Annotated in this window: 27 protein-coding genes; 11 read left to right on the forward strand and 16 right to left on the reverse strand. The window is 58.8% G+C overall.

Going from position 1 to position 22,390, the window contains the following annotated elements; translation table 11 throughout:
- Positions 1 to 100: 100 nt before the first annotated feature.
- From B8991_RS15225 to B8991_RS15300, 15 genes are all read right to left on the reverse strand, one after another.
- Positions 101 to 400: a type II toxin-antitoxin system RelE/ParE family toxin gene (locus tag B8991_RS15225; RefSeq protein WP_009827038.1), complete on the reverse strand. Its 300-nt coding sequence runs from the start codon at positions 398 to 400 to the stop codon at positions 101 to 103.
- A complete protein-coding gene (locus tag B8991_RS15230) occupies positions 393 to 644 on the reverse strand; it encodes a type II toxin-antitoxin system ParD family antitoxin (protein WP_009827037.1) in 252 nt (83 codons plus the stop codon). Before B8991_RS15230 ends, B8991_RS15225 begins: the two co-directional genes overlap by 8 nt.
- Positions 645 to 694: 50 nt before the next feature.
- Entirely contained in the window at positions 695 to 1,339 is a 645-nt protein-coding gene (locus tag B8991_RS15235) for a hypothetical protein (RefSeq protein WP_009827036.1), read from the reverse strand.
- Positions 1,340 to 1,444: 105 nt separating this feature from the next.
- Complete coding sequence (locus B8991_RS15240) at positions 1,445 to 1,921, reverse strand: DUF6915 family protein (RefSeq protein ID WP_009827035.1); 477 nt, start codon at positions 1,919 to 1,921, stop codon at positions 1,445 to 1,447.
- A 1-nt stretch (position 1,922) separates the two neighbouring features.
- Entirely contained in the window at positions 1,923 to 2,306 is a 384-nt protein-coding gene (locus B8991_RS15245; protein WP_009827034.1) for a DUF6878 family protein, read from the reverse strand.
- Between the two features lie 78 nt (positions 2,307 to 2,384).
- Positions 2,385 to 2,681, reverse strand: coding sequence for a hypothetical protein (locus B8991_RS15250; protein WP_009827033.1), 297 nt, complete (start codon positions 2,679 to 2,681; stop codon positions 2,385 to 2,387).
- 116 nt (positions 2,682 to 2,797) lie between these two features.
- Positions 2,798 to 3,178, reverse strand: a complete 381-nt coding sequence (locus B8991_RS15255; RefSeq protein WP_009827032.1) for a DUF3768 domain-containing protein — start codon at positions 3,176 to 3,178, stop codon at positions 2,798 to 2,800.
- A gap of 126 nt (positions 3,179 to 3,304) precedes the next feature.
- On the reverse strand, positions 3,305 to 5,476 hold the full coding sequence (locus B8991_RS15260) for a ParB/RepB/Spo0J family partition protein (RefSeq protein WP_009827031.1): 2,172 nt from the start codon (positions 5,474 to 5,476) through the stop codon (positions 3,305 to 3,307).
- A gap of 165 nt (positions 5,477 to 5,641) precedes the next feature.
- Positions 5,642 to 6,768, reverse strand: a protein-coding gene (locus tag B8991_RS15265) for an IS3 family transposase (RefSeq protein WP_197918801.1) whose coding sequence is annotated in 2 segments (ribosomal slippage) — positions 5,642 to 6,498 and positions 6,498 to 6,768 — 1,128 coding nt in all. Because the reading frame shifts where the segments join, the coding sequence is not laid out codon by codon here.
- Between the two features lie 204 nt (positions 6,769 to 6,972).
- Positions 6,973 to 7,431, reverse strand: coding sequence for an acyl-CoA thioesterase (locus B8991_RS15275; protein WP_007120589.1), 459 nt, complete (start codon positions 7,429 to 7,431; stop codon positions 6,973 to 6,975).
- Between the two features lie 73 nt (positions 7,432 to 7,504).
- Positions 7,505 to 8,386 (reverse strand): helix-turn-helix domain-containing protein, encoded by an 882-nt coding sequence (locus tag B8991_RS15280; protein ID WP_232272173.1) that lies wholly within the window; start codon positions 8,384 to 8,386, stop codon positions 7,505 to 7,507.
- A gap of 52 nt (positions 8,387 to 8,438) precedes the next feature.
- Positions 8,439 to 9,641, reverse strand: coding sequence for a CaiB/BaiF CoA transferase family protein (locus B8991_RS15285; protein WP_007120591.1), 1,203 nt, complete (start codon positions 9,639 to 9,641; stop codon positions 8,439 to 8,441).
- Positions 9,641 to 10,795, reverse strand: a complete 1,155-nt coding sequence (locus tag B8991_RS15290) for an iron-containing alcohol dehydrogenase (RefSeq protein ID WP_007120592.1) — start codon at positions 10,793 to 10,795, stop codon at positions 9,641 to 9,643. The genes B8991_RS15285 and B8991_RS15290 overlap by 1 nt, the downstream gene beginning before the upstream one ends.
- 18 nt (positions 10,796 to 10,813) lie before the next feature.
- Positions 10,814 to 11,974, reverse strand: coding sequence for an acyl-CoA dehydrogenase family protein (locus tag B8991_RS15295; RefSeq protein WP_007120593.1), 1,161 nt, complete (start codon positions 11,972 to 11,974; stop codon positions 10,814 to 10,816).
- A 15-nt stretch (positions 11,975 to 11,989) separates the two neighbouring features.
- Positions 11,990 to 12,784, reverse strand: coding sequence for an IclR family transcriptional regulator (locus tag B8991_RS15300; RefSeq protein ID WP_007120594.1), 795 nt, complete (start codon positions 12,782 to 12,784; stop codon positions 11,990 to 11,992).
- A gap of 171 nt (positions 12,785 to 12,955) precedes the next feature.
- Between B8991_RS15300 and B8991_RS15305 the strand changes: the two genes are divergently transcribed.
- From B8991_RS15305 to B8991_RS15340, 8 genes are all read left to right on the forward strand, one after another.
- Positions 12,956 to 14,410 (forward strand): NAD-dependent succinate-semialdehyde dehydrogenase, encoded by a 1,455-nt coding sequence (locus B8991_RS15305; RefSeq protein WP_232272174.1) that lies wholly within the window; start codon positions 12,956 to 12,958, stop codon positions 14,408 to 14,410.
- Positions 14,411 to 14,418: 8 nt separating this feature from the next.
- Positions 14,419 to 16,500, forward strand: coding sequence for an FAD-dependent oxidoreductase (locus B8991_RS15310; protein WP_197918802.1), 2,082 nt, complete (start codon positions 14,419 to 14,421; stop codon positions 16,498 to 16,500).
- 36 nt (positions 16,501 to 16,536) lie between these two features.
- Positions 16,537 to 16,662 carry an SDR family oxidoreductase gene (locus tag B8991_RS15315; protein ID WP_412780957.1) on the forward strand — a complete coding sequence of 42 codons (126 nt, stop codon included), beginning with the start codon at positions 16,537 to 16,539 and terminating at the stop codon, positions 16,660 to 16,662.
- A 76-nt stretch (positions 16,663 to 16,738) separates the two neighbouring features.
- On the forward strand, positions 16,739 to 17,497 hold the full coding sequence (locus B8991_RS15320) for an electron transfer flavoprotein subunit beta/FixA family protein (protein WP_009827023.1): 759 nt from the start codon (positions 16,739 to 16,741) through the stop codon (positions 17,495 to 17,497).
- A complete protein-coding gene (locus B8991_RS15325) occupies positions 17,497 to 18,423 on the forward strand; it encodes an FAD-binding protein (RefSeq protein WP_009827022.1) in 927 nt (308 codons plus the stop codon). Before B8991_RS15320 ends, B8991_RS15325 begins: the two co-directional genes overlap by 1 nt.
- A complete protein-coding gene (pcaF, locus tag B8991_RS15330) occupies positions 18,420 to 19,619 on the forward strand; it encodes a 3-oxoadipyl-CoA thiolase (protein ID WP_007120599.1) in 1,200 nt (399 codons plus the stop codon). The genes B8991_RS15325 and pcaF overlap by 4 nt, the downstream gene beginning before the upstream one ends.
- A 323-nt stretch (positions 19,620 to 19,942) precedes the next feature.
- Complete coding sequence (locus B8991_RS15335; protein ID WP_007120600.1) at positions 19,943 to 20,152, forward strand: helix-turn-helix domain-containing protein; 210 nt, start codon at positions 19,943 to 19,945, stop codon at positions 20,150 to 20,152.
- 76 nt (positions 20,153 to 20,228) lie between these two features.
- A complete protein-coding gene (locus tag B8991_RS15340; protein ID WP_007120601.1) occupies positions 20,229 to 20,429 on the forward strand; it encodes a hypothetical protein in 201 nt (66 codons plus the stop codon).
- Here the strand turns inward: B8991_RS15340 and B8991_RS15345 are convergent.
- Entirely contained in the window at positions 20,423 to 21,001 is a 579-nt protein-coding gene (locus tag B8991_RS15345; protein ID WP_007120602.1) for a hypothetical protein, read from the reverse strand. The genes B8991_RS15340 and B8991_RS15345 overlap by 7 nt on opposite strands.
- A 132-nt stretch (positions 21,002 to 21,133) precedes the next feature.
- Here B8991_RS15345 and B8991_RS15350 point away from each other — a divergent pair, with 132 nt between their 5' ends.
- From B8991_RS15350 to B8991_RS15360, 3 genes are all read left to right on the forward strand, one after another.
- Positions 21,134 to 21,448 carry a hypothetical protein gene (locus B8991_RS15350; protein WP_007120603.1) on the forward strand — a complete coding sequence of 105 codons (315 nt, stop codon included), beginning with the start codon at positions 21,134 to 21,136 and terminating at the stop codon, positions 21,446 to 21,448.
- 79 nt (positions 21,449 to 21,527) lie between these two features.
- A complete protein-coding gene (locus B8991_RS15355) occupies positions 21,528 to 22,085 on the forward strand; it encodes a lytic transglycosylase domain-containing protein (RefSeq protein ID WP_007120604.1) in 558 nt (185 codons plus the stop codon).
- Positions 22,086 to 22,101: 16 nt separating this feature from the next.
- On the forward strand, positions 22,102 to 22,383 hold the full coding sequence (locus tag B8991_RS15360; protein ID WP_007120605.1) for a TrbC/VirB2 family protein: 282 nt from the start codon (positions 22,102 to 22,104) through the stop codon (positions 22,381 to 22,383).
- Positions 22,384 to 22,390 lie beyond the last annotated feature (7 nt).

Here is a 22,390-nt window from a genome sequence, read left to right on the forward strand (position 1 = left end):
CCCCAAGCCCCGCGCGCACTCTCTCACCCGGGAGGGGTCACCCCTCCTGCCCTGCCTCTCGCTCTTTCATGGCAAAGCCCCGGTGCGAATTCGCCCGTTATCAGGACGACCGCAGATGCCTCGGCACGTCCATGGACTGATGCAAGACTCGGATCACGAAGATCCTGTCCGGGTCCACCTCGTAGAACACGAGGTGCCGGCCCGTGATCAGTTTACGCGCACCCTGCAAGAGATCGGAACAGTCAGACCCCATTTGCGGGTTGGCGATGAGACCCTTCAGGGCGCGATCGATATCATCGAGATAGCGGTCCGCCTGCGCCTCGCCCCACTGTCGGTCTGTCTCGACCCAGATATCGACGAGGTCGGATTTTGCCGCCTGAGAGTGATGAATGTCACGCATCAGAAGCGCCAGAGCGGCTCCGCGCGTCGCGCTTGATCTCATCCATGTCAAGCGGACCGGCGTCACCGGATTGTTTGCCCTCCATCAGCGCAACGCGAAGCCGCGCCCGCTGACCTTCCTGCTCCTCCATCAGGCGCAGAGAGGCGCGGATCAACTCGCTGGTTGACCCGTAACGCCCCTCTTTAAGCATCAGGGCGATGAATTCGTCCCAATGGGGGCCAAGTGTGACGCTTGTGCTTGCCATGCTCACCTCCGTAATACGCATGAATAAGATATATGAGTATTGCGGGCGTTTCAACTCGGGGGTGGGCTTGCGCCCTGTTCCGCAGCGGCGGGTCTTTGTACCTCTCGCAAAATCAGAGGATCTACAACCGCCCGCGCCTCGGACAGGCAGTCCAGATCATAGTGCTCGAAGAACCCCCAACAGGCGTCGATCTCTTCACCGTCACGCTCGACGACATAGCCATAAACCCGTCCGCCGAGGTAGGCATCGAAGGTGACGATCTCAGCGCGCAGAATGTCCTTGGCCTTTTCGCGCATCGCCTTGGTGACGCGCTTCGCGCCGAACTCCTTTCGAACCGTTTCGAGCGTTACGTATACAAAGCCAACTTGGCCGGAATCCCACGGACAATGGAACTCGATGGTGTTCATCGCGAGGCCGGAATGGTCGTAGAGGTACACGGGCAAGATGATTGCCTTGCGCTCGGCGCGCTCGCGGAGGCGATCCAGTGAAAGATCGCTCTGATCCGAGACGCCCGCAAGATCGCGCAGGAACGCCTCGGGGCAGTCGAACCGGTGGCTGTCCCCCAGCCGGTATCGGCGGTGCCAACAGATCAGCGCTCCGAGGTTGGACCACTCCCTTGGGTTCTCAGAATCGGGGTCGTGATAGATCTTGATGACGTGGCCTTGGTAGGCCTCCTCGTAGACAGGGTCTTGCATGTCGATATCCTTTCTTGAAACGCAATCGACCCGCCAAGCCGGTTGTGGCGCAGGCGGGTCGAAGTGGATGGGATCCGGTGGTTGGTGAGTTTTCTGGCCGGCGGATCAGGCAGCGGCGCGGTTTTGGCGATGCTGGATGTGCTCGACAGAGACCTTCAGCAGCCAGTCCTCAAAACCGAGAATGGTCTGGTGATTGGAGACCGCCTCGATCCAGACCGCACGCGGATCGCCAACAATCTGCGTAGGATCGTTGTCGATCCGGCCATTGGCCATCCACGGTTCCGGCTGAATGCGGACAAGCCAGTCCGCCAGCGACGGGATCCGTCCCTGGCAGTCCTCGCGCACATGCTGCTCACCGATCCAGCGGATCGGGACGACCCGGCCCGCGCTGTTGGTCAGGCTGCGGCCGAAGTGACGTTCGGCATCATAGATCCCGACTGTATGATGTTTTTGGGCTCTGTGAACAAAGAGACCTAGGTGCTCTTTGGATGAGTCAAACCAGTCATGCACGAACTGATAGTCATCTGGAACACCGCCGAATTTTCGGGCGGAGCTTTCGGCGTGGTGGAGGGGATGTGCCATGTCAGAGCCCCTCGTGTTCGGTGGTGTTGGTTTCGATATAGCGGTTCGAGTGGCTAACATCGATCTTGTCCGTCTCGAGCGCCCAGGTCAGCTCGCCATAACCGCCCTCGTTGTTCTCGAATCCGGGGCTCAGCGCATAGGCGAAATCCCAACCAAAATCTTCAACCCGGCGTCGCAACTCTTCTGTCAGCGTGATCGTGTCGGGTGTCACGACGACATCCTCGACATTGCCGGAATCGCCGTAGCCTTCATATTGCACCTCGATGCTGGTCACGCCGAAGGCACGCAGCTCGGAGAGAAGGGCAGCGCGAGTCTCGCCCCGCTCTTCGGATGCGCGTCTCTGGGATTCGAGCATCTGTGCGTAGAAATCAGTCGCTTGTGTCATGTCTTTTTGTCCTTTGGAATTGGGAGAGGGGAGGGCGACCGTTACGCGAGGCCGCCCCGGAGTTTCCTTTGGGGGGCTTCAGGCCGCAGCGTCGCCGCGGTTTTCAGCCGTCCGGTCAACCAGGTTGAAATACAGATTCTCGGTCGCGCGCTTGAACCCCGGCGGTTTGCGCGGGGCGAGGCAACGCACCGAAGCACTGCAACTCTCACCATGCTCCATTGCGAACTGCGTCACCTTGTCGATCAAATCGTCCATGCCCGCGGCCTGGACGCGCTTTTCGGGGTAGGTCGCCATCATATGGAACTGGGTAACAACGAAGGCGCCGTCACGATGCGCGGGATAGAGGGTGATCTGGTAATCGAGTGTCTTGGCCATCTCTGGTCTCCTGCAGCAGGCCGGACGCGATCATCGCGCCCCTTGAAACCCGCCAGCCCGAAAGGACCGCCCTTTATGCAAGGACGGCCCGGGGCGGCGATTGGGGGTGGAGGGCGTCAGTATTCCGACGGGAGAAGCAAGGTCAGCACGCGACGCGTCTGTTTCGGGTCGGAAGGCTCAGGCGAGCCGTACTGATAATCGACGTCGTACAAGTCGATCTTGAACCAAACCTTCGTGCCATTGAATTCGATGACCCCCATCTCGTGCAATCCCTGCGGGTCACTGTCGGCATTGAAGGCGTCGAACGCGGCAACGCGGCGTGTGAGTTCCAGTTGTGCGTCGGGTCCAAGCGCGGCGACGCCACATGTCATCACAAACTGTCCCTGCGGGGCATCGGCAACGGAAGGATTGCCGAGGATGGAATTGCGAAACGCGTCATTCTGCGCGGCGATGCGTGCGGCTTCCTGAACAGGATCGAGGTCGAGTCTGGTGGTCATAGGATGTCTCCGGGACGGGCCAGCCGATCCGATATCGGCTGTCGGCAACCCGTCAGCCGGAAAGAGCCGCCCTCGATGTGAGGGCGGCCCAAAGCTCATGTCGTGATCAGGTCGGTGTTCGCTTCGTCAGGCCGCATCTCCGCTAAGGAAGGCGGGCAAGGACGATGGTTCATTGCTCTCCGCCTCGGCCAGAGCGTCTGCGGCAGGCACGTCGCCTTCCTCCGCCTCGGGCGCATCGCCAATCATTTTGGCGTCGGCCTCCGCCGCACCGGCAAACACCATCCCGTCTGGCAGCCAGCGCGTTGTCTTTGCTGCCGTCGCCGCGTCGAAACCTTCCGTCTCGCCGGCCGTTTCCGCGAAAGCGCGCTCCATCGCGGCTGCGAGATCGCCCTTGCGTTCGCGATTGCGATCCTCGGCGTAATCATCGCCGATGAGCTTGCGCGCCGTGGCCACCGCATGCCCCTTGTTGACGCGACCCCAGTAGTTCTGGGCACTCGGGCGCCAGCAGGCCGCCACATCGACGTCGAGCCGCGCACCAATCTCCTCAATGATGTGGGAGGGGCGATTGTCAGAGGAGAGCTGCGGCTTGACCGCGAGACCCGTCGCCCAGGCGAAAAGCGCCTGCTTGTCCGCAATGGGCAGGGCCGACATCGCCCGGAAGTCATCGGGTTTCTCCAGCTTCATCCAGTCGGTGGCGAGGTCCTGCTCCAACGCCTCAAGCATCTTCTGAGCGACGGTGTCCGCATGCAGCACCTCGCGGTTTTGCGCCTGGAAGGGCCGGATGGAGATATCGAGCGCCTCGTTGTTGTAGGACCGCCCCAAAGCCTGCTCGCAGAGCGCGTAGAGCATCGCATCGAAAGCCACCTCGAAATCCGCCGCCAGATGCGCCCGCAGGATGTGCTGACGCGTGGCGCGCAGATCGTCGGCCAGGCTCGCCGAAATCCCGTCCGCCTTGCGCAACGTCGCGGCCGGGTCGGAGCTCGGCACCGGCGTGGAGGAGGTCGGCGGCGTCACCTGTGGGCGGGCAGGGGAGGGAGCGCCATCCGGATCTGCGGTGGTATCGTCCGGTTCGGGCGCAACAGGAATGTCCTCGGGCCGCACCAGGCCTTTCTCGACGCGCAACACCCCGTCATGGCCGATGGTCAGGACTACACCGGCGATAGCGCGATCTGCCTCGGCATAGGGTTGCCGTTCGCGCTGCATGGCTTCAATTTCGCGCAAACGCGGCTCGATGGCGTAGTATTCTTCGGTCTCCGCGTCGGTCCAGTCCTCCCCGTCGTTCTGCGCCGCCAATTCTTCCTCACGCGCGATGAGACGTTCCTCCTCGGCCAGCATGTCCGCATCCGGTTCGATGTCCTGCGGATAGACCCGCCCGAAACTGCGAAACGCGCCATAATCCACCGAAAGATGCACTTCGACCCATTTCCATATCCCTTCGAAGGGTTTGGCCGCAGCCTGCAGTTTCTCAATGGCGAGACGCTCCAAGAGGTCGGGGTTTTCCATATGAGCGGTTGCCCGGTCGTCGAAGAGATCCCGCAGCAGAACCCCGCCCGCCGCCTCATACGCCTCGATGCCGACAAATCGACCAATTGCCGAGTTCGCCGAATGTGCGGCCCCGGTCAGCTGACGTTTGATGCTCTGCGGATGGATGTGATAGCCGCCCTTCACGGCGTTCCAGACCGCGAGCTGGCGGTCATGGTCGTCGGTCAGCGTGAAAGCCATCACGCATTCGAGGGTCAGATCACCGGCACGAAACTGCTCGATGATTTCGGGTGCGACACGGGCGAGTTTGAGGCGACGGCGCACCAGGTCGACGGAGACGCCGAATTTGAGCGCAATCTCGTCTTCGCTGCGACCCTCGCCGATCATCTTGTCGAAGGCCTCGAACTGGTCTGCCGGATGCATCGCCGCGCGCTGGAGGTTTTCTGTGGCCGAGGTAAGGATGGCGTTGCGCTCGTCCTCGACAAGGCAGGGCACTGGATGATCAGCGGGGATCACACCGTCCTCGGCGAGTTGTTTCAGCGCCTTGAGGCGACGACCGCCTGCGTCGACGGCAAAACGTGTCTCGGAAAGTGCGTGAACCACCAGGTTCTGCTTGATTCCCGTCTCGCGGATGCTCGCAAGAATCTCGGCATCGTCGCTGGCGCTTGCGGCCACCTTGCGGACGTTGAGTGGGCTCGGCTCCAGCTTGTCGAGCGGGATCATCCGGATGTCGGCACCGCCGTCAGGCGCGGCCGATCCAACGGCTTCGGTCTTTTTTGAGGTGGTGGGATTCGGGCGGGTCGTGGTCTTGGCCATGGTCAGGGTCCTTGTCTCGCCGGACCCGGATGAGCCTCTCTCTATCCTTTCAAGCCCGGCACCCGGGCTTCCCTTTCTCTGGCTTTCACTGTGCGTTGACGTGTGAAGTGGTCCCATCTTTTCGGACAGGTTTGCAGCGTTTCTAAGGTGTATCGGGTTTAGGTTTCATGCTGCGTGTCGCTCTTCCAAGCCTGCCCAATATGCGTCGTCCGGCGTCTGCCGATCAAGCGCGGAATGGGGTCGGCTGGTGTTATAGAATGCCATCCAGCCCTTGATGACACGACGGGCCCGGAAGCCTTCATTGATTTCTTCGAGATAGATGGCCTCCTGCTTCAGGGATCGCCAGAGGCGTTCGATGAAGATGTTGTCGAGGTAACGCCCGCGCCCGTCCATCGAGATGCGCACGCCCGCCTCGGTCAGCGTCGTGATCCAGGCCGATCCGGTGAACTGCGATCCCTGATCTGTGTTCATGATCTCAGGCGGGCCGTACCTGGCGATGGCCTCGCTCAGTGCTTCGACGCAGAAGTCGGCGTGCATCGTGTTCGACAACCGCCAGCTCAGCACCTTGCGCGTCGCCCAGTCCATGATTGCCACCAGATAGAGGAAGCCATTTCTGACTGGCACAAAGGTGATATCGGCGCACCAGACCTGGTTCGGTCGGTCAATCACCATCTTCCTCAGCAGATACGGGAAGACCGGGTGCTGAGGATGCGGCTGGCTGGTTCGTGGGCGCTTGTAGACCGCTTCAAGACCCATCTTCGCCATCAATCGCCTGACGCGATGGCGGCCAACAACAATGCCTTCCCGGCGCAGATAGGCCGCGATCTGGCGCGACCCGAAGAATGGGTATTTGGTGAACACCCGGTCGATCTCTTTCATCATCGACAGCGTGTCGGCGTCGATCCCGGCGGGCGTGTAGTAGAACGCCGACCGGCTCAGGCTCACCAGCTTGCACTGCTGGCTGATGCTCAGCTTGGGGTGATCCCGGTTGATCATCGCGCGTTTCTTTCCAGGGCTCATCGCTTCAGCCCTTCCGACAAAAAATCGTTCTCGACCGCCAGCCTCCCGATCTTGGCGTGAAGTTCCTTTACTTCCGCCTCGGTCGGGCCGCTCTGCTTGCCACCCGAGAACACATCGGCCATGCCCTCGATGGCCTGCCGCTTCCATGTGCTGACCTGATTTGGGTGCAACTGATGCTTCGCCGCGATCTCCTGCACGGTCTTGTCGCCACGCAGCGCTTCCAACGCCACCTTGGCCTTAAACTGATCTGTAAAGTTCCGGCGCTTTGCCATGTTCGTATCCCTTCAAAGGTTCGGGAAACACCTTAGCTGACTGTCCGGTTTCCTGGGACCACTTCAGACCTCATCCGCTGACCTTCGTCTCTGGCCGCGGCTTTTCAAAATGCCATTCTTGAAGGCCAGATAGAAATTTGCACTCGGTCACACGCAAACGGGGCGAAAAACCTCTTTGATTACAGGCGGCAACCTCAAAGGTTGCTAGCTCACTGTTTGATTTTCCGAACCCACTTCCGCGAGCAAAATCTGCCGAATTGAGCTTTCAATTTTGACTTTTCCAAATGTTGAAGCATCTCGGAAAACTGACTTCGTTTCGCATTCGAAGCAAATCAAGTCATGCTGACGGCCGACAACTTTTAGACCAACTGAACTTTCCCCGACATGGACCACATAGACCTCGCATGCTAGGTTCGCGCCTGCTTTCACCGGCGCATGGAATTGTAGGTCCATAGAGACAAAAGGCATGGCCGTGTTTCTTTCCGTGAGTAGAAAAAGCCAGCCCCGGCCTGAAAGCAAATCGTCCCAGAAAGTCTCGATCGCTTCCAGCGCGAAATTCGTGATCCGGCCAGTAAAGGCGATTCCCAGCTGGTCACAGTCGCCAAAGAAAATCCTGCGTTCGAAGGCAAATCGTGGTTTAAATTCTGTTTCTGGTACATTCATTGCAGCGTTACGGGCTCAACATTTCTTTGTCTCTGGTGCGTGACAGCGATAGGAAGGAATAGTTTTCCGGTAATTATGCCATGCGCCGGAATTCGGCGGGGGTCGCGCCTGTCATTTTTCGAAAAGTTCGACTAAAATGACTCTGATCTGCAAAACCGCAGTCAAGCGCGACCACTTTCAGGGGGGCATTACCCTTTCTCAGCATCTCCTGGGCCTTCGATATTCGCTTGCGCAAAACATATGCATACGGTGCCAACCCAAACTCCGCCTTGAACTGACGCGAAAAGTGAAACTGGCTGAAACCGATAGATGCGGCCATGTCTTCCAGACTGAGGTTTTCACCTAAGCAGCTTTCAACGAGATCGATGATTCTCTGCCTTTGAGCAGGGCTGAAGTTCGAGTTTGCGTCGCTGGTCAAAGAGACCTTGGCGTACTGACGCAGAAGGTGAACGGCGATCTGGATGCGCAGGGCGTCGATGATCAATCTCTGGCCGATTCCACCGTTCTTTAGCTCATTCTCTAGCAATTGGATGCAGTTCAGGATACAGGGGTCCTTCGCAGACAGACAATCATTGATCTCAATGGACTTCGGGTCACGATCAAAGACCGAAAGGGCCGTGTTTTCGAGTTCACTGTGACTGAGATAGACGTGTCTAACCGTGATAGGCTCGGACCAACTCCAAGTGGATTCCTCTGCACGCGTGAGCAAGGAAATCCTACCTTTCTCTACGCGCGCGCTTTGCCATGGGCCGCCACTCGTGCGGCGCATAGTGGTTGGCGCGCCATCATATGCAACAATCATATAGTCGCGCATGGGGGGAATTGCCGCGTCTTGTCGCTCATAACGATAGCCCTTCAGGGTAATGCCGTTCCAGTTGCACCCGGAACTGTCCAACGTAGTCGTGCCGGGAATCCATTCGGGTATCCGGTCCGGTGATATGAGCAGTCTTTCCATCTTGGCCTCCCTGAACTTTTTCACGATCGTCCGCTTGAGCTGAAATTTCGGCTTAGGTCGTCTCGCGCATCCGCGGTTCTTCTCGAACGATATTCGCTTGAGTCAATCTATCGATTTCAGCTTCTGTCAGTCCAGCCTCGCTAAGCAACTCCCTACTATGCTGCCCGAAGCGAGGCGGTGCCGCGCGAACCGCTCCGGGGGTACGCGACAAGCGTGCTGGCACGCCGGTGCCGCGGTAGGTGCCAACTGATACCACCATGCCGCGATGTCGGGTGTGTGGATGCTCCAACGCTTCATTCACATTCCGAACGACTCCGGCGGGAATCCCAGCTTTCAAAAGCACCGGCTCAAGTTTGAAGGCGTCATGTTGCACCAGGCACTCTGACAAGACCTCTGTCATCTCTGACCGATGCGCAAGACGCGCGGCATTGTCGGCAAATCGTGGATCGCAGGGCACCTCAGGTAGGCCAAGCACGTCACAGAGTTTTGCGAACTGACCATTGTTACCGATAGCCAGATAGAGTTTGCCATTACTTGTTTCGAACATGTCGTATGGTACGATATTTGGATGCCCATTGCCGGTCGCCATTGGTATCTGTCCGGACATGAGGGAATTAGCCGCTTGGGGATGCATCATGCTGATCGCGCAATCATATAGCGGCACTTCGATGGCTTGGCCCAATCCGGACCGGCCCCGTTCCAAAAGTGCGGCGAGAATAGCGTTACAGGCGATCAGACCGGTGCCGATGTCCACGATGGGCGTACCCATGCGTGTCGGGCCTTCGGAGGGATTGCCGTTGATGCTCATGAGGCCCGTCATAGCTTGTACCACGGCGTCATAGCCGGGAAAACCGCCAAGTGGGCCATCGGAACCAAATCCAGTCACATGGCAGAGTACCAGTCTAGGAAAACGTGCCCTGAGAACATCAGCATAACCAAGCCCCCATTTTTCAAGAGTACCAGACTTAAAATTGTGAACTAAAACATCCGCATCCTGAAGAAACCGCAAAATCAGGTCGCGCCCTTCCGGTTGCTGCAGATCGATAGCGATGGACCGCTTGTTGCGGTTGGCGCCAGAGAAATAAGCGCTGAGTTCATCATTGAAAGGCGGGCCCCAACTGCGGGTCTCGTCGCCCAGAGGCGGCTCCACCTTGATGACCTCAGCGCCATGATCCGCAAGCATTTGGGTGCAGTAAGGCCCGCCCAGCACGCGGCTGAGGTCGACCACCTTGATCCCGTCCAATGAGCCAGCCATCAAAGCGCCTCCTGATAGAGGCGCGACACATCTTCGGCTGTCATGTCGCGCGGGTTGGTCTCCAGCAATCGCGTGATACCGGTCACGACCTCATTAGCCATTCCGGGAATGGCTGCCTCGGTCACTCCGACACCAGAAAGTCGAGACTCAAGTCCGCTTTCGACTAGCATCCGTTCCATCTCGTCGATCAGGCCATGGGCCGCAGCCGCATCAGAGTTGAAAGGCCGCGAGGGCAGTAGTAACCGCGATAGACGAGCATATTCAGCTTCTGCAACGGGCATGTTGAACCTCATCACTGGTCCTGCGACCAGAGCGTTTGCGTGCCCGTGAGGAACCTTGAAACCTGTTCCAAGTGGGTATGACAAGGCATGAATCGCCCCCACGCTGGCATTAATGAAGGCCATCCCAGCCAGTGTCGCCCCCAACAGCATGGCCTCTCGCGCTGACAGGTCCGAAGGCGTTTCCATGACGATTGGTAAGTTCTGACCGAGAAGCACCAGCGCTTTGTCCGCCATTCCATCGGAAATGGGATTCTTTCTGGTGCGACTGGTTACTGCCTCAATGGCGTGAACCATTGCGTCTAACGCCGTGGCCGCTGTGATGTGACGAGGCATTCCCAATGTTAGCTTTGCATCTAGCAAGGCAACGTCAGGCAGAAGCTGCGGTGCATATACCGCTTTTTTTTCGTGGCTTTCCGAAGTCAGCACGGACACCCATGTTACCTCTGATCCGGTCCCTGCCGTGGTTGGCACCTGGATCAGTGGCAAGCGTTTATCGGTGACCTGATTAATCCCGATCATGTCCGTAATCGGTTGATCGTTGGCTACCGCCGCTGCGATGACCTTGGCAGTGTCCAGTGAACTGCCGCCGCCAAGTCCGATGATTCCGTCAGCACCAAAGGCCCGCGCGACCTCTACCGCGGCCTCGACGACAGCGATCGGGGGGTCCGCTTCGACTTTATGAAAAATCTCAACCTCGATGCCAGCAGCCCTAAGTGAGGCGGCTGCCTCGTCCGCAAAACCACAGGCCAATATGCCCGGGTCCGTCACGACCAGCGCACGGGTGCAAGACAAATCTTGCATCAGGCTGCCGATCCGGCCAAGCCCACCGCTCTCGCAGACGATCCTCGGGGTGGAAAGGAAATTGAAGTCCATAGTTTGTCTTCGCTCCTGTTAAGCTGCTGCAGTGCGGATCATATTCCGCGCGATCAGTATTTGCTGAATCTGGGTTGTCCCCTCGTAGATGCGGAAGAGACGCACATCGCGATAGAAGCGCTCGACCGCATATTCGGCCATGTATCCTGCACCGCCGTGGATTTGCACTGCGCGATCGGCCACTCGACCTACCATCTCACTGGCAAACATCTTGCAGCAGGCAGCATCAGTCGACACGTTCTGACCAGCGTCCTTGCGGCGTGCTGTTTCTTCGATCATGCAACGCGCTGCGAAGGCCTCGGCGCGACTGTCAGCCAGCATGGCTTGGATCAGTTGCTTTTCAGCGATGGGTTCACCGAATTGTTTGCGTTCCATCGCATAGGATAGGCTGTCACGGATCAGCCGTTCGGCGGCGCCCACACAGACGGCAGAAATATGCAGTCGGCCCCGGTCAAGGACTTTCATTGCTGTCTTAAAGCCCTTGTTCAGACGGTCCGGCCCGCCGATAATGTTCGCGGCAGGCACGCGGACATTGTCAAGGATGACGTCGCATGTGTGCGAGCCCTTCTGCCCCATCTTCCTGTCAGGCTGGCCAAGCGTTATGCCTGGCGTCCCTGCCTCGACGAGAAAGGCGCTTACGCCGGCAGAACCTTCCGCCTCTGGATTGGTCCGGGCAAAAACCGTGAATAGATCGGCACGCGGTGCATTGGTAATGTAGCGTTTCGTGCCGTTCAGAAGGAAATCGTTACCGTCACGCCGCGCCGTAGTGCGCAGACTGCCAGCATCCGACCCAGCATCTGGCTCGGTTAGGGCGAAGGATGCGATCATATCTCCGGACGCGAGAGCTGGTAGATACTGCGCCTTCTGCTCGTCGGTTCCATCGATGATGATTCCCTGAGAGCCGATCCCGTTGTTGGTGCCAACTAGCGACCGGAACGCAGGCGAAGCCTGGCCAAGAACGAAAGCGGCTTGCACTTCCTCTATCATCGACAAGCCGAGCCCGCCGAAATCTTCCGGGATCGACATGCCGAAAAGGCCCATCATGCGGATTTCATCGACCAGCATCGGCGGAATCACATCCTCGTCGGCGACGCGATCCTCGTAAGGGATTAGTCGCTCTTTCACGAAGCGGTCGAGCGCGTCGAGAAACTGGGAAAGGGTATCTTTATCAAGGGCCATGATGCTCTCTATTGTTCAGGGTGCGACCGCCGCAACGCGGCGGACAAGATCGACAAGGCGGTGCGCGACGTCGCTTTCGATCCAGTCGCGCGTAAGGGTTTGCGAAGGGCCACCGCAGTTGAAGGCAATAATGGGTGAGCCGTCCTTCGGCACGAAGGGCACCGCTACAGCGTTCACATCACGTTTCCACTCCGTGAAGGACGTGCAGTAACCGTGCTGTTGGTAGTCTGCGATAGCTGCTTCGATTCCGGGCTGCACATTCGGCCAGTTGTCGCCTTCATGTTCCTCCACAAGGGCCAGAATTCTGGCCCGCTCATCCGGGTCGTGCGCCGCTATGCAGGCGCGACCAACCGCGGTCGTGGCCAGTTTAATATGGGCACCAACCTCGATCGCCAGCGTGACGGCATTAGTGCCCTTGCACCGCTCCAGATAGACCATCGATAGCCGGTCACGACTGGCCATGGCCACCGGCATGCCTGTGTAATCAGCCAGCTCCTGCATAAAGGGCTTCGCCAGTTGCCGCAGCGGAATCCCTGCAAGGCAGGAGAAACCCAACGAAAGCACTGGAGGGGCCAGTCGATAACGTGCTGTATCCGGGTCGTAGCTGAGGTATTCCAGCTTGTTCAGTGTATAGGCCAGCCGGGAGACCGTCGATCTGCTCAGGCCAGTGCGCTCGGCCAACTCACCGTTCCCCAGAGCCTCCCCTTCCCGCCGAAAGGCCCGCAACAGCTCCAAGCCGCGCGCCAACGCCGTGACAAAATCGCGATCCTGTTTCTCGGCATCCTTGGTGCGGTCTTTCCTTGGTCTCACGATATCCCTCCTCGGAAAGAATTATGCGTCTTGAAACACACCTAAACGATCGATAACGTCCGAGTCAATACTGCGGTAAACTTTCCCGCTATGCGGAAAATTAAGGTCGTCCACCTAGTCCCATTCGTGCCGGATCCTGCGGATGACACAACTAAGCGAGGGCATAATGCCATGAAAGAAATGAATTATCCGACCATCCAGCACCTCATCGGACGAGACTGGATCGCTTCTCCCACGCCAGAGGATCGTGCAGTCATAAACCCTGCAAACGGGCAAACTATCGGACAGATTCCGCAGGCTAGCGCCGCAGATCTAGACCATGCGGTTCACTCGGCCGAATCAGCTTTTCGCCGATGGAAAAACAGCTCTCCCATGGAACGAAGTGCGATTTTGCGGCGGTTTGCCGACCTGCTGCGCCAAAATGACAGACTGATCGCTGGCTGGATCACTCTCGATGAAGGCAAGCCGCTGGCTGAGGCTTTGGCTGAGGTCCGCGCCTCGGCTGACCACGTTGACTGGCACGCCGAGGAATGTCGGCGCATTTATGGGCGCATCATTCCATCACGCAGCCCGCGGGTACAGCAGCTTGTCGTGCGCGAACCGATAGGCGTCTGCCTTGCCATCACGCCTTGGAATTTTCCGCTGAGCCAAGCGGTACGCAAGGTCGCGGCGGCGCTTGCGTCAGGTTGCACGATGATCTTAAAAGCCCCGGCAGAGGCTCCGGCGGGTTGCATGGCAATTGCTCGCTATCTGCTGGATGCAGGATTGCCCGAAGGCTGTCTGAACCTTGTCTGGGGTAATGCGGCCTTCATTTCGGAAACTCTAATTGCGCGCCCCGAGGTGCGCAAAATCACCTTCACCGGTTCGGTCGAGGTGGGCAAGCATCTGGCAGAATTGGCTGGCCGCCATATGAAGCGGGCGACGATGGAGCTCGGCGGTCACGCGCCCGTATTGGTGTTCGACGACACCGATGCCACGGCCGCGGCGCGCGCCTTGGCGGTCAACAAGCTGCGCAATGCAGGCCAGGTGTGCATCGCCCCAACCCGGTTTTACGTACAACAAGGCATCTACGATCGATTTCTGTCCGAACTAGTTTCAGCATTTGAGAGCGTAAAGGTGGGCGCTGGTTTAGCCGAAGGCACGCAGATGGGACCATTGTGTCATCGCGGACGCGTGAATGCGATGGAAAAGCTCGTCGAGGATGCCCGCGAAAACGGCGCACGGGTGTTGACGGGAGGCAAAAGGCTTGGAAATCATGGTAACTTCTATGCCCCGACAATCGTCGATACGCCCAACGACGACATTGACTTGATGCGCGAAGAACCCTTCGGCCCGATTGCTGTCGTCTCGTCTTTTCGTGACATAGAGGACGGACTGTCGCGGGCCAACGGGCTACCCTTCGGGCTGGCGTCCTATGTCTTTACCAATTCGTTAGAGCGTGCAGATAAAGCAGCTGCGGGTTTGCAGGCAGGTATGGTAAGCATCAACCAGTTCGGCCTCGCTCTGCCCGAGACTCCGTTTGGAGGCGTGAGAGACAGCGGCTATGGGACTGAAGGCGGGACGGAAACCTTCGAAGGCTATCTCATTACCAAATTTATCTCGCGCAATCGCGCGCCAGTGCTGTGAGGATGCCCATGCCTGTTGAATTAAGCTTCTCAAATGACGCAGCAATTCTGACCATAGACAATTCGCCGCTTAACCTAATCAACGCGGAGGTTCGGGCTGGAATACAACACTGTATCTTCAAAGTCCTCGAAACTGGGGCTACCAGGCTGATTATCACCGGCACAGGAACGACCTTCGTCGCGGGCGCGGATGCGAAGGAATTCGGTAAGTTGCCTGTTGATCCACAACTAAATGATGTGCTGATGCAACTTGCACACCTCCCGATTCCTACTATCGCAGCAATCAACGGGGCTGCGCTTGGTGGGGGACTAGAGATTGCTCTGGCTTGCTGCTATCGCATCGCCTCAACTTCTGCCAAACTGGGCTTGCCAGAGGTAAACTTGGGGATCGTGCCTGGCGCAGGGGGAACCCAAAGACTGCCGCGACTTATCGGTATTGAAGCTGCGCTTGACATGATTGTCACCGGGAAGGCTGTTTCCGCCGAGCAGGCACTGAAAATGGGACTGATCCAGCTGCTAGCCGATGACCCGCTTGGCGCGGCCATAGCTCTCGATGACGATGTACTTGAGGCGGCACAGGCACCCGACAATCTTCCTTCACCAAAGCCAAACCACGTCGCAGCGGAAGTCGCCCGAGCGCATGTAGCGCGGCGTATGCCTGGCCAGAATGCCCCGCAGGTTGCGGTGAACCTAGTCGCGACCAGTGCGACGACGCCGCTGCACGACGCACTAGCCAGCGAGCGCTCTGCGTTTTTGGACCTTCGTACCTCGGATCAGGCGCGGGCCCTTAGGCACGTTTTCTTCACCGAGCGTACCGCAACCAACAAGGGGCGCGCCTACCCCCGACCTTCCCGAGATGCTGAAACCGCCATCGTGGTCGGTGGTGGCAATATGGGCGCAGCTATTGCGTACACGCTGGCGACCGCAGGGATCTCGGTGACTGTCGTCGAACGTAGTGCCTCGTCCGCCGAGTGGGCCAGTAAAAACCTGCAAAAGCTGATTGATCAGGGTATCAGTCGCGGTATTCTGTCCGTCGATGCGGCAAAGACGGTTGAAGACCGGCTGGTTACGGTCTCAGGCTATGACGCTCTGCCACCAACCGATCTAGCAATCGAGGCGGCCTTCGAGGATTTTGCGGTTAAGACCGCGATCCTGACCGAACTCGAAGGCGCACTGCCACCCGAGACCATCATTGCCACAAACACATCCTATCTCGATGTAAATCGGCTCTCTGATGGGTTGAAACACCCGGCACGCTTTGTAGGGATGCATTTCTTCAGTCCTGCGCATATTATGAAACTTCTGGAAGTCGTCAGGAGCGACCGAACGTCAGACGGAACATTAGGTGCAGCACTTGTGCTGGCGCACAGGCTTGGTAAAATCCCGGTACTGTCTGGTGTTTGCGATGGCTTCATCGGAAACCGAATTTTGTCGAGCTACCGTCGCGCCGCTAATCGCCTTCTGGTGGAGGGGGCTAATGTCGACGAGATCGACGCGGCTATGCGCGGATTCGGTATGGCGATGGGTCCATATGCTGCACAGGACATGTCGGGGCTGGACATCGCCTACGCGAATATCCGTCGCAAGGCAGTTGCCGAAGGGAACTGCTGTGGTCACGTGCCCTTGGTCGAGCGGCTGGTCGAAAAGCACAAACGCCTAGGACGCAAATCGGGCGCCGGATGGTACGACTATGGGCCAGACGGCAAACCCTCACATTCGGAGCTGGTCGCTAGCGAAATACTCCGTGTCTCAGAAGAAATGAACTTCACTCGCCGCGAGTTCTCAGCTGACGAAATCGTAGAAAGGCTCTTGCTCACAATGGTGGCGGAAGCCTGCGATATCCTTGACGAAGGCGTAGCAGAAAAACCGCAAGACATCGACCTAGTAATGATTCACGGCTACGGATTTCCCCGCTGGCGGGGAGGCCTGATGCACCACGCCAAAAATATCGGCAAGGATCGGTTGACCGCGCTCTTCAGCGCGCATGTCAAAGAGGATCCTTGCGGCTGGAGGGTGCCTCGTTATTTAGAAAGAGTTTTCGCGACCGGGGAGGAACATGTCAGCATGTTTCCCACGATCACCGGCAGATAAGTTGTCTTTCTGTGGTAGAGGGAGTCTGTTTTGCAAATGGGGTGCAAGCGACCAAGCAAACCTGAAGAGGTTTCGAATGCGGTCCTGTTCCTCGCATCGGATGAGTCATCGTTCGTTCACGGAGCAGAGATTGTAGTAGATGGCGGTTATACTGCGAATTGACAGGGACCCATCCCGAGTAACGGCTCGGAATCCGGGCCGTTACCACCATTGCAAATTTTGAAAACGATAAAAGCCAATGAAAATAATTGCTCCTATAAAACGCCTAATTGACCACAACGTGAAGGTTCGCGTTAAGGCGGACGGGAGCGGAGTTGATCTCGCGAATGTGAAGATGTCGATGAACCCGTTCGACGAGATTGCGGTCGAAGAGGCGATCCGGCTGAAGGAAGCGGGCAAGGCGGACGAGGTTGTCGTCGTCTCGATCGGCGTGAAGCAGGCGCAGGAAACGCTGCGCACGGCGCTGGCGATGGGCGCGGACCGGGCGATCCTGGTTGTGGCCGCCGATGACGTGCACCAGGACATCGAGCCGCTGGCGGTGGCCAAGATCCTGAAGGCCGTGATCGACGCCGAGGCGCCGGGCCTGGTGATCGCGGGCAAGCAGGCGATCGACAATGACATGAACGCCACCGGCCAGATGCTGGCGGCGCTGCTGGGCTGGGGCCAGGCGACCTATGCCTCCGAGGTCGGGATCGAAGGCGATCATGCCGTCGTGACCCGCGAAGTGGATGGCGGGTTGCAGACGATCAAGGTCAAGCTGCCGGCGATCGTCACCGCCGATTTGCGCCTGAACGAGCCGCGCTATGCCTCGCTGCCCAACATCATGAAGGCCAAGAAGAAGCCGCTGGATGAGAAGACCGCCGCCGATTACGGCGTCGATGTCACCCCGCGCCTGGAGATTGTGAAAACCGCCGAGCCCGCCGCACGGTCGGCAGGCGAGATGGTCGGCTCGGTCGACGAGCTGGTGTCGAAACTGAAAGAAAAGGGGATCGTGTAATGGCTGTTCTTCTCCTTGCAGAAATCGCCGGTGGCGCGCTGGCGCTGGACGCCACCGCCAAGGCGGTGACCGCTGCCAAATCGCTGGGCGATGTGACCGTTCTGGTTGCGGGCCCTGCTGCTGCGGGTCAGGCCGCGTCGCAGATCGACGGCGTGGCGAAGGTTGTGGTCGCGGATGACGCGGCCTACGCCAACGGCCTGGCCGAGCCGGTCGCCGATCTGGTGGTCAGCCTGGCAGGCAATTATGAACATATCGTTGCTCCCTCCACGGCAAGCGCGAAAAACATCCTGCCGCGCGTTGCGGCGCTGCTGGATGTGATGGTTCTGTCGGACGTGACGGCCATCCTGGACGGGTCCACGTTCGAGCGCCCGATCTACGCGGGCAACGCGATGCAGACGGTAAAGTCCAACGATTCCAAGAAGTTACTGACCGTCCGCACCACCGCCTTCGACGCGGCTGGCCAGGGTGGCTCGGCCGCCGTCGAGGCCATCGCAGCAGCCGGCAACGCGGGCCTGAGCGCCTGGGTCGAGGACAAGGTCGCGGCGTCGGATCGTCCGGAACTGACCTCGGCCAAGGTCGTGGTCTCGGGCGGGCGCGGCGTCGGTTCCGAGGAAAATTTCGCGATTATTGAAGCACTTGCGGACAAACTGGGTGCTGCCGTCGGCGCCTCGCGCGCGGCTGTGGACTCTGGGTTCGCACCGAACGACTGGCAGGTCGGCCAGACCGGCAAGGTCGTGGCGCCCGAGCTGTATATCGCGGTCGGGATTTCCGGGGCAATTCAACACCTTGCGGGGATGAAGGACAGTAAGGTCATCGTCGCCATCAACAAGGACGAAGAGGCCCCCATCTTCCAAATCGCCGATTACGGCCTCGTCGCAGACCTCTTCGACGCAGTCCCGGACCTGACAAAGGCACTCAAAGAATGACAAACGTCTATATCTGCGATTACATCCGCACACCAATCGGTCGCTATGGCGGCGCGCTTTCTTCTGTGCGAGCCGACGATCTTGGCGCAATCCCACTCAGGGCCTTGGCCAGCCGAAACCCGGGGCTAGATCTAGCGACCATTGACGAAGTGATTTTTGGCTGCGCCAACCAAGCGGGAGAGGACAACCGTAATGTTGCTCGCATGTCGCTTCTACTAGCTGGATTTCCGGATTGTGTACCGGGGACAACAATGAATCGGTTGTGCGGGTCGGGCATGGATGCGATAATCACGGCCGCCCGCGCTATCAAATCAGGAGAGGCCGATCTCATTGTCGCAGGTGGTGTGGAAAGCATGTCGCGTGCTCCGTTTGTGATGCCAAAAGCTACAACAGTATTCTCGCGCGAGAATAGTGTGGAAGACACCACCATCGGCTGGCGCTTCGTCAATAGACTGATGAAGAGCCAATACGGCGTCGACAGTATGCCTGAAACGGCCGAAAACGTGGCTGAAGTCTTCGGCATCAACCGCGCCGACCAAGATGCTTTCGCCCTACATTCCCAGCAAAAGGCGAGCGTTGCTATGGCGAACGGTCGTTTGGCCCGTGAAATTGTCCCGGTAGAGATTCCTCAGCGAAAGGGGGAGCCAAAGATCGTCGTACAGGATGAACACCCTCGCGCGAGTACGACTTTGGAAGCGCTCGCCCAACTGAAAACTTTCGTAAAAGCGGATGGCACGGTAACCGCAGGGAATTCTTCAGGCGTGAACGATGGTGCCGCAGCATTGATCCTTGCCACCAGCGACGTCGCAAAAAAATTTGGCCTCACGCCGGTCGCAAGGGTCTTGGGCGGCGCAACCGCCGGCGTTGCACCGCGCATCATGGGTTTCGGGCCGGCACCGGCGTCGAAAAAGCTGATGGCGCGACTTGGACTGAAACAAGAAGACTTCTCGGTGATCGAACTTAACGAAGCCTTTGCTTCGCAGGGTCTGGCCACACTACGGCACCTGGGGATCGCGGATGATGATGCCCGCGTGAACCCAAACGGCGGCGCTATTGCTCTCGGCCATCCGCTTGGCATGTCGGGTGCCCGCATCACCGGCTCAGCGATGCTGGACCTCAAACCTGGAGAAAAGTCGTTGTCGACCATGTGTATTGGCGTGGGACAGGGAATTGCAATCGCACTCGAAGCTGTCTGAGGTGCCGTGACAGCCTAAAAATTACCATAATCATGATTACGCGATTATTGGTCGACCCCAAATTTTCCGTGTAGAATTCGCCCTCTACCACCTCCCTGTGGGCGATACCCTGGCGGTACCGGAACCTCTCTCCGGTGCCGCCCTTTCCTGAAAGAACGATTGAACGGCCCATAATGTTTGCGAGACGGATCATCACGTGACCTGCGTTTCGGCAGGCATTCCATTCCGGCGATCTCGCGCCATCCCAAGATTTCTTCTCTGCACTTCCGAATGTAACATATATCGCGTGGCGATATTTCGCGCATCGTGTCCGTTTCAACGGCATGAACTTGCGGGACCGTGTAGCACTAAACATCCAGGAATTGAGACGCGCCCGCAGCCTCAGCCAGGAGGAGCTTGCTCATCGGGCCGATGTGAGTCGCGGCCATATGGGCAAGCTCGAGAACGCCAAGTTCGCGGCCTCCCTCGACCTTCTCGAACGTATCGCCAAAGCACTGAACGTAGATCCAGCAGAGCTCTTCACAAAACGCTAGCCAGTTTTTGCCAGCCCCTGATGCGTCCTGGAGCGGAACGTCTCAAGAGGTAGTCAAATGGAGTGCAGAGAGTTCGATGGGTAAGAAGAAGACAGGCTGGCCCTTCCAGAACGGGTTTCTGAACGACGGTGCGCAGGAGATTCACCTGTTCACCGATTACCGTTGGAATGATGGCTCGGTGAGCCGCCGCTGGCATGTCGATCCAGAACGCTTTGATGCTTGTCTGGTCGAGCTTCGCCCAGTTTCCCTGAAGGCATCAGACCGTTCGGATCAGTAGGAGAACCACTCCGAGTGGCCCATGTTGCCCTCGTAGTCGCCGTATTCAACCATGATACTGCGCAAATAGAAGTACGAGGAACCTCCGCCGGTCGGATAGGCGATCTCCTGACCGCCTTCCGATACGAATGCCTCGGGCCAGGGCGTGTGGGATCGGTAGACCCGCTGGATGTACCGGCAGGTGCGGTTCTCTCGGTCGCAGGAACGGAGAGACCAGTCCCAATACTGTTCACCTCCCCTTTCTCTATAGGCTTGACCGGTGAACCAGATCACATGGGTGCGGTTCAGCCATTCGTATTCGGGCAGAGTGGTGTCGAGCTCGCCCTCCCCGCCGGGCCCGCCCAGCTCGACCGGCACATGTGCGAAGGTGCAGACCCCGAAGGGCGGCAGGCTCGGCCAGGGCGTGATGCGGCGGATCATAGTGCGATAGGCCCGTGCACAGACTGCGCTCGGGGGGAAGCCGCCAGCCATGCAGAGCATGATGGCGCAGTCGATGTCATAGGCCTGCGCCTTCCCCGGGGCTCCGAACACCGCCATCACCCCCATCGCCGCTGCCATCGCCTGTCGCTTCATGTCGCTCTCCCGCAAAAGTTGCGCAGACTATCGCGCAATATGTATTTTTCTGCAATATGTCGTATTGACTCCATATGACTTTATGGCCTTAGTGTCGTGCAGTAGAAGGGCTCTCGTGGGGAGAGTCCGAACATGCCGATAGCGCGCAACCAGATCCTGATCACCATCGATGGTGTCAAAGACCTGTCCGAACAGGGCATCGCGTTCCGCTGCCGGTATGAACTCGTGGGGTTCACGGACGATGGCAAGCCGCGCTACCAGTGCATCTACCTGCGCGAGGGTGAGCCGGAAGCCATTCTGGTCTCGACCCGGATCACCCCGCACGGGCCTGAGCCGCGGTATTTCAACATATGGCCAGGGCTCTTCAAACATCATCTCGAGTTCGGTGACGGGCGCGATCTGCGCTTTGGTCCTGACTACAGCATCACCCTCGAGGAGCGCGGCTGACGTTATCGCCTTCGGCCGCGACGGCACAGCCCGGACTTCGGGCTGGACCTTTCACGGTGAGCGCCCTGCCTGGGCTGGTTTGGAACATAGCGCTGAAGCCGAGGTCGTTCTGGCCTCGTTGGACGCCACGCCGCCTTCCAGTCGCGACGACACCCTCTCCCTGATCCGCACGACTGCCGTCCGCCACCAGGGGAACCGTGCCCTGCGGCAGGTCAGCCTTGATGCGGACGACTGGCAAATTCTGTTCCGCGCCCTGGTCGAGGCTGAAAGCAGCTACAACCCGACCGCCGTCAGCCCGAAGGATGCCTATGGTCTTGGCCAGCTGATGCCGGATACTGCCCGTGCGCTCGGCGTCGATCCGCGCGATCCCTCCCAGAACCTCGACGGCGCGGCGCGGTATCTGCTCGCACAACTCGGAACGTTCAAGGACATCGACTTGGCGCTCGCGGCCTACAATGCCGGACCGCACCGGGTGGTCGAGTATTCCGGCATCCCGCCTTTCATCGAGACCCGCGACTACATCGCGCGCATCCACCGGATCCGGTCCCGACTTGCGGGTACACCTGTTTCCGCGCCGGACATCCGCGTCGCAGACCGGGTTCCAGCCCGCGCGCCGGTCCTCATCGATCTTCAGTAAAACAAGGGAACTTCGCATGCTTCGACATCGCCTCAGCCGCCTCTTGCCTGCCACCACAACCTTGGCGGCTCTCGCAAGCCCTGCCTTCGCGCAGGACTTGTCGCCGATCCAGACCATGCTGGAAACCGTCGAGGCCGCGCTGACCGGTCCGATTGGGATCGCGGTTGCCACACTCGCCGTCATCGGCACTGGTTTCATGTGCATGATGGGGCGGCTGAACTGGGGCTGGTTCGCCTCGGTCATCATCGGGATCGTGCTGATCTTCTCGGCCGGCACCATCGTCGACGGCTTCTCCTGAGGTTGGA

The organism is Primorskyibacter flagellatus, from assembly GCF_900176485.1.
Classification (GTDB): domain Bacteria; phylum Pseudomonadota; class Alphaproteobacteria; order Rhodobacterales; family Rhodobacteraceae; genus Primorskyibacter; species Primorskyibacter flagellatus.

Bases quoted from the DNA above. Each gene is read 5' to 3' on its own strand.
- B8991_RS15225 (WP_009827038.1), bottom strand. From the start codon at position 400: ATGCGTGACATTCATCACTCTCAGGCGGCAAAATCCGACCTCGTCGAT.
- B8991_RS15230 (WP_009827037.1), bottom strand. From the start codon at position 644: ATGGCAAGCACAAGCGTCACACTTGGCCCCCATTGGGACGAATTCATC.
- B8991_RS15235 (WP_009827036.1), bottom strand. From the start codon at position 1,339: ATGCAAGACCCTGTCTACGAGGAGGCCTACCAAGGCCACGTCATCAAG.
- B8991_RS15240 (WP_009827035.1), bottom strand. From the start codon at position 1,921: ATGGCACATCCCCTCCACCACGCCGAAAGCTCCGCCCGAAAATTCGGC.
- B8991_RS15245 (WP_009827034.1), bottom strand. From the start codon at position 2,306: ATGACACAAGCGACTGATTTCTACGCACAGATGCTCGAATCCCAGAGA.
- B8991_RS15250 (WP_009827033.1), bottom strand. From the start codon at position 2,681: ATGGCCAAGACACTCGATTACCAGATCACCCTCTATCCCGCGCATCGT.
- B8991_RS15255 (WP_009827032.1), bottom strand. From the start codon at position 3,178: ATGACCACCAGACTCGACCTCGATCCTGTTCAGGAAGCCGCACGCATC.
- B8991_RS15260 (WP_009827031.1), bottom strand. From the start codon at position 5,476: ATGGCCAAGACCACGACCCGCCCGAATCCCACCACCTCAAAAAAGACC.
- B8991_RS15275 (WP_007120589.1), bottom strand. From the start codon at position 7,431: ATGAATGTACCAGAAACAGAATTTAAACCACGATTTGCCTTCGAACGC.
- B8991_RS15280 (WP_232272173.1), bottom strand. From the start codon at position 8,386: ATGGAAAGACTGCTCATATCACCGGACCGGATACCCGAATGGATTCCC.
- B8991_RS15285 (WP_007120591.1), bottom strand. From the start codon at position 9,641: ATGGCTGGCTCATTGGACGGGATCAAGGTGGTCGACCTCAGCCGCGTG.
- B8991_RS15290 (WP_007120592.1), bottom strand. From the start codon at position 10,795: ATGGACTTCAATTTCCTTTCCACCCCGAGGATCGTCTGCGAGAGCGGT.
- B8991_RS15295 (WP_007120593.1), bottom strand. From the start codon at position 11,974: ATGGCCCTTGATAAAGATACCCTTTCCCAGTTTCTCGACGCGCTCGAC.
- B8991_RS15305 (WP_232272174.1), top strand. From the start codon at position 12,956: ATGAAAGAAATGAATTATCCGACCATCCAGCACCTCATCGGACGAGAC.
- B8991_RS15310 (WP_197918802.1), top strand. From the start codon at position 14,419: ATGCCTGTTGAATTAAGCTTCTCAAATGACGCAGCAATTCTGACCATA.
- B8991_RS15315 (WP_412780957.1), top strand. From the start codon at position 16,537: ATGGGGTGCAAGCGACCAAGCAAACCTGAAGAGGTTTCGAATGCGGTC.
- B8991_RS15320 (WP_009827023.1), top strand. From the start codon at position 16,739: ATGAAAATAATTGCTCCTATAAAACGCCTAATTGACCACAACGTGAAG.
- B8991_RS15325 (WP_009827022.1), top strand. From the start codon at position 17,497: ATGGCTGTTCTTCTCCTTGCAGAAATCGCCGGTGGCGCGCTGGCGCTG.
- pcaF (WP_007120599.1), top strand. From the start codon at position 18,420: ATGACAAACGTCTATATCTGCGATTACATCCGCACACCAATCGGTCGC.
- B8991_RS15335 (WP_007120600.1), top strand. From the start codon at position 19,943: ATGAACTTGCGGGACCGTGTAGCACTAAACATCCAGGAATTGAGACGC.
- B8991_RS15340 (WP_007120601.1), top strand. From the start codon at position 20,229: ATGGGTAAGAAGAAGACAGGCTGGCCCTTCCAGAACGGGTTTCTGAAC.
- B8991_RS15345 (WP_007120602.1), bottom strand. From the start codon at position 21,001: ATGAAGCGACAGGCGATGGCAGCGGCGATGGGGGTGATGGCGGTGTTC.
- B8991_RS15350 (WP_007120603.1), top strand. From the start codon at position 21,134: ATGCCGATAGCGCGCAACCAGATCCTGATCACCATCGATGGTGTCAAA.
- B8991_RS15360 (WP_007120605.1), top strand. From the start codon at position 22,102: ATGCTTCGACATCGCCTCAGCCGCCTCTTGCCTGCCACCACAACCTTG.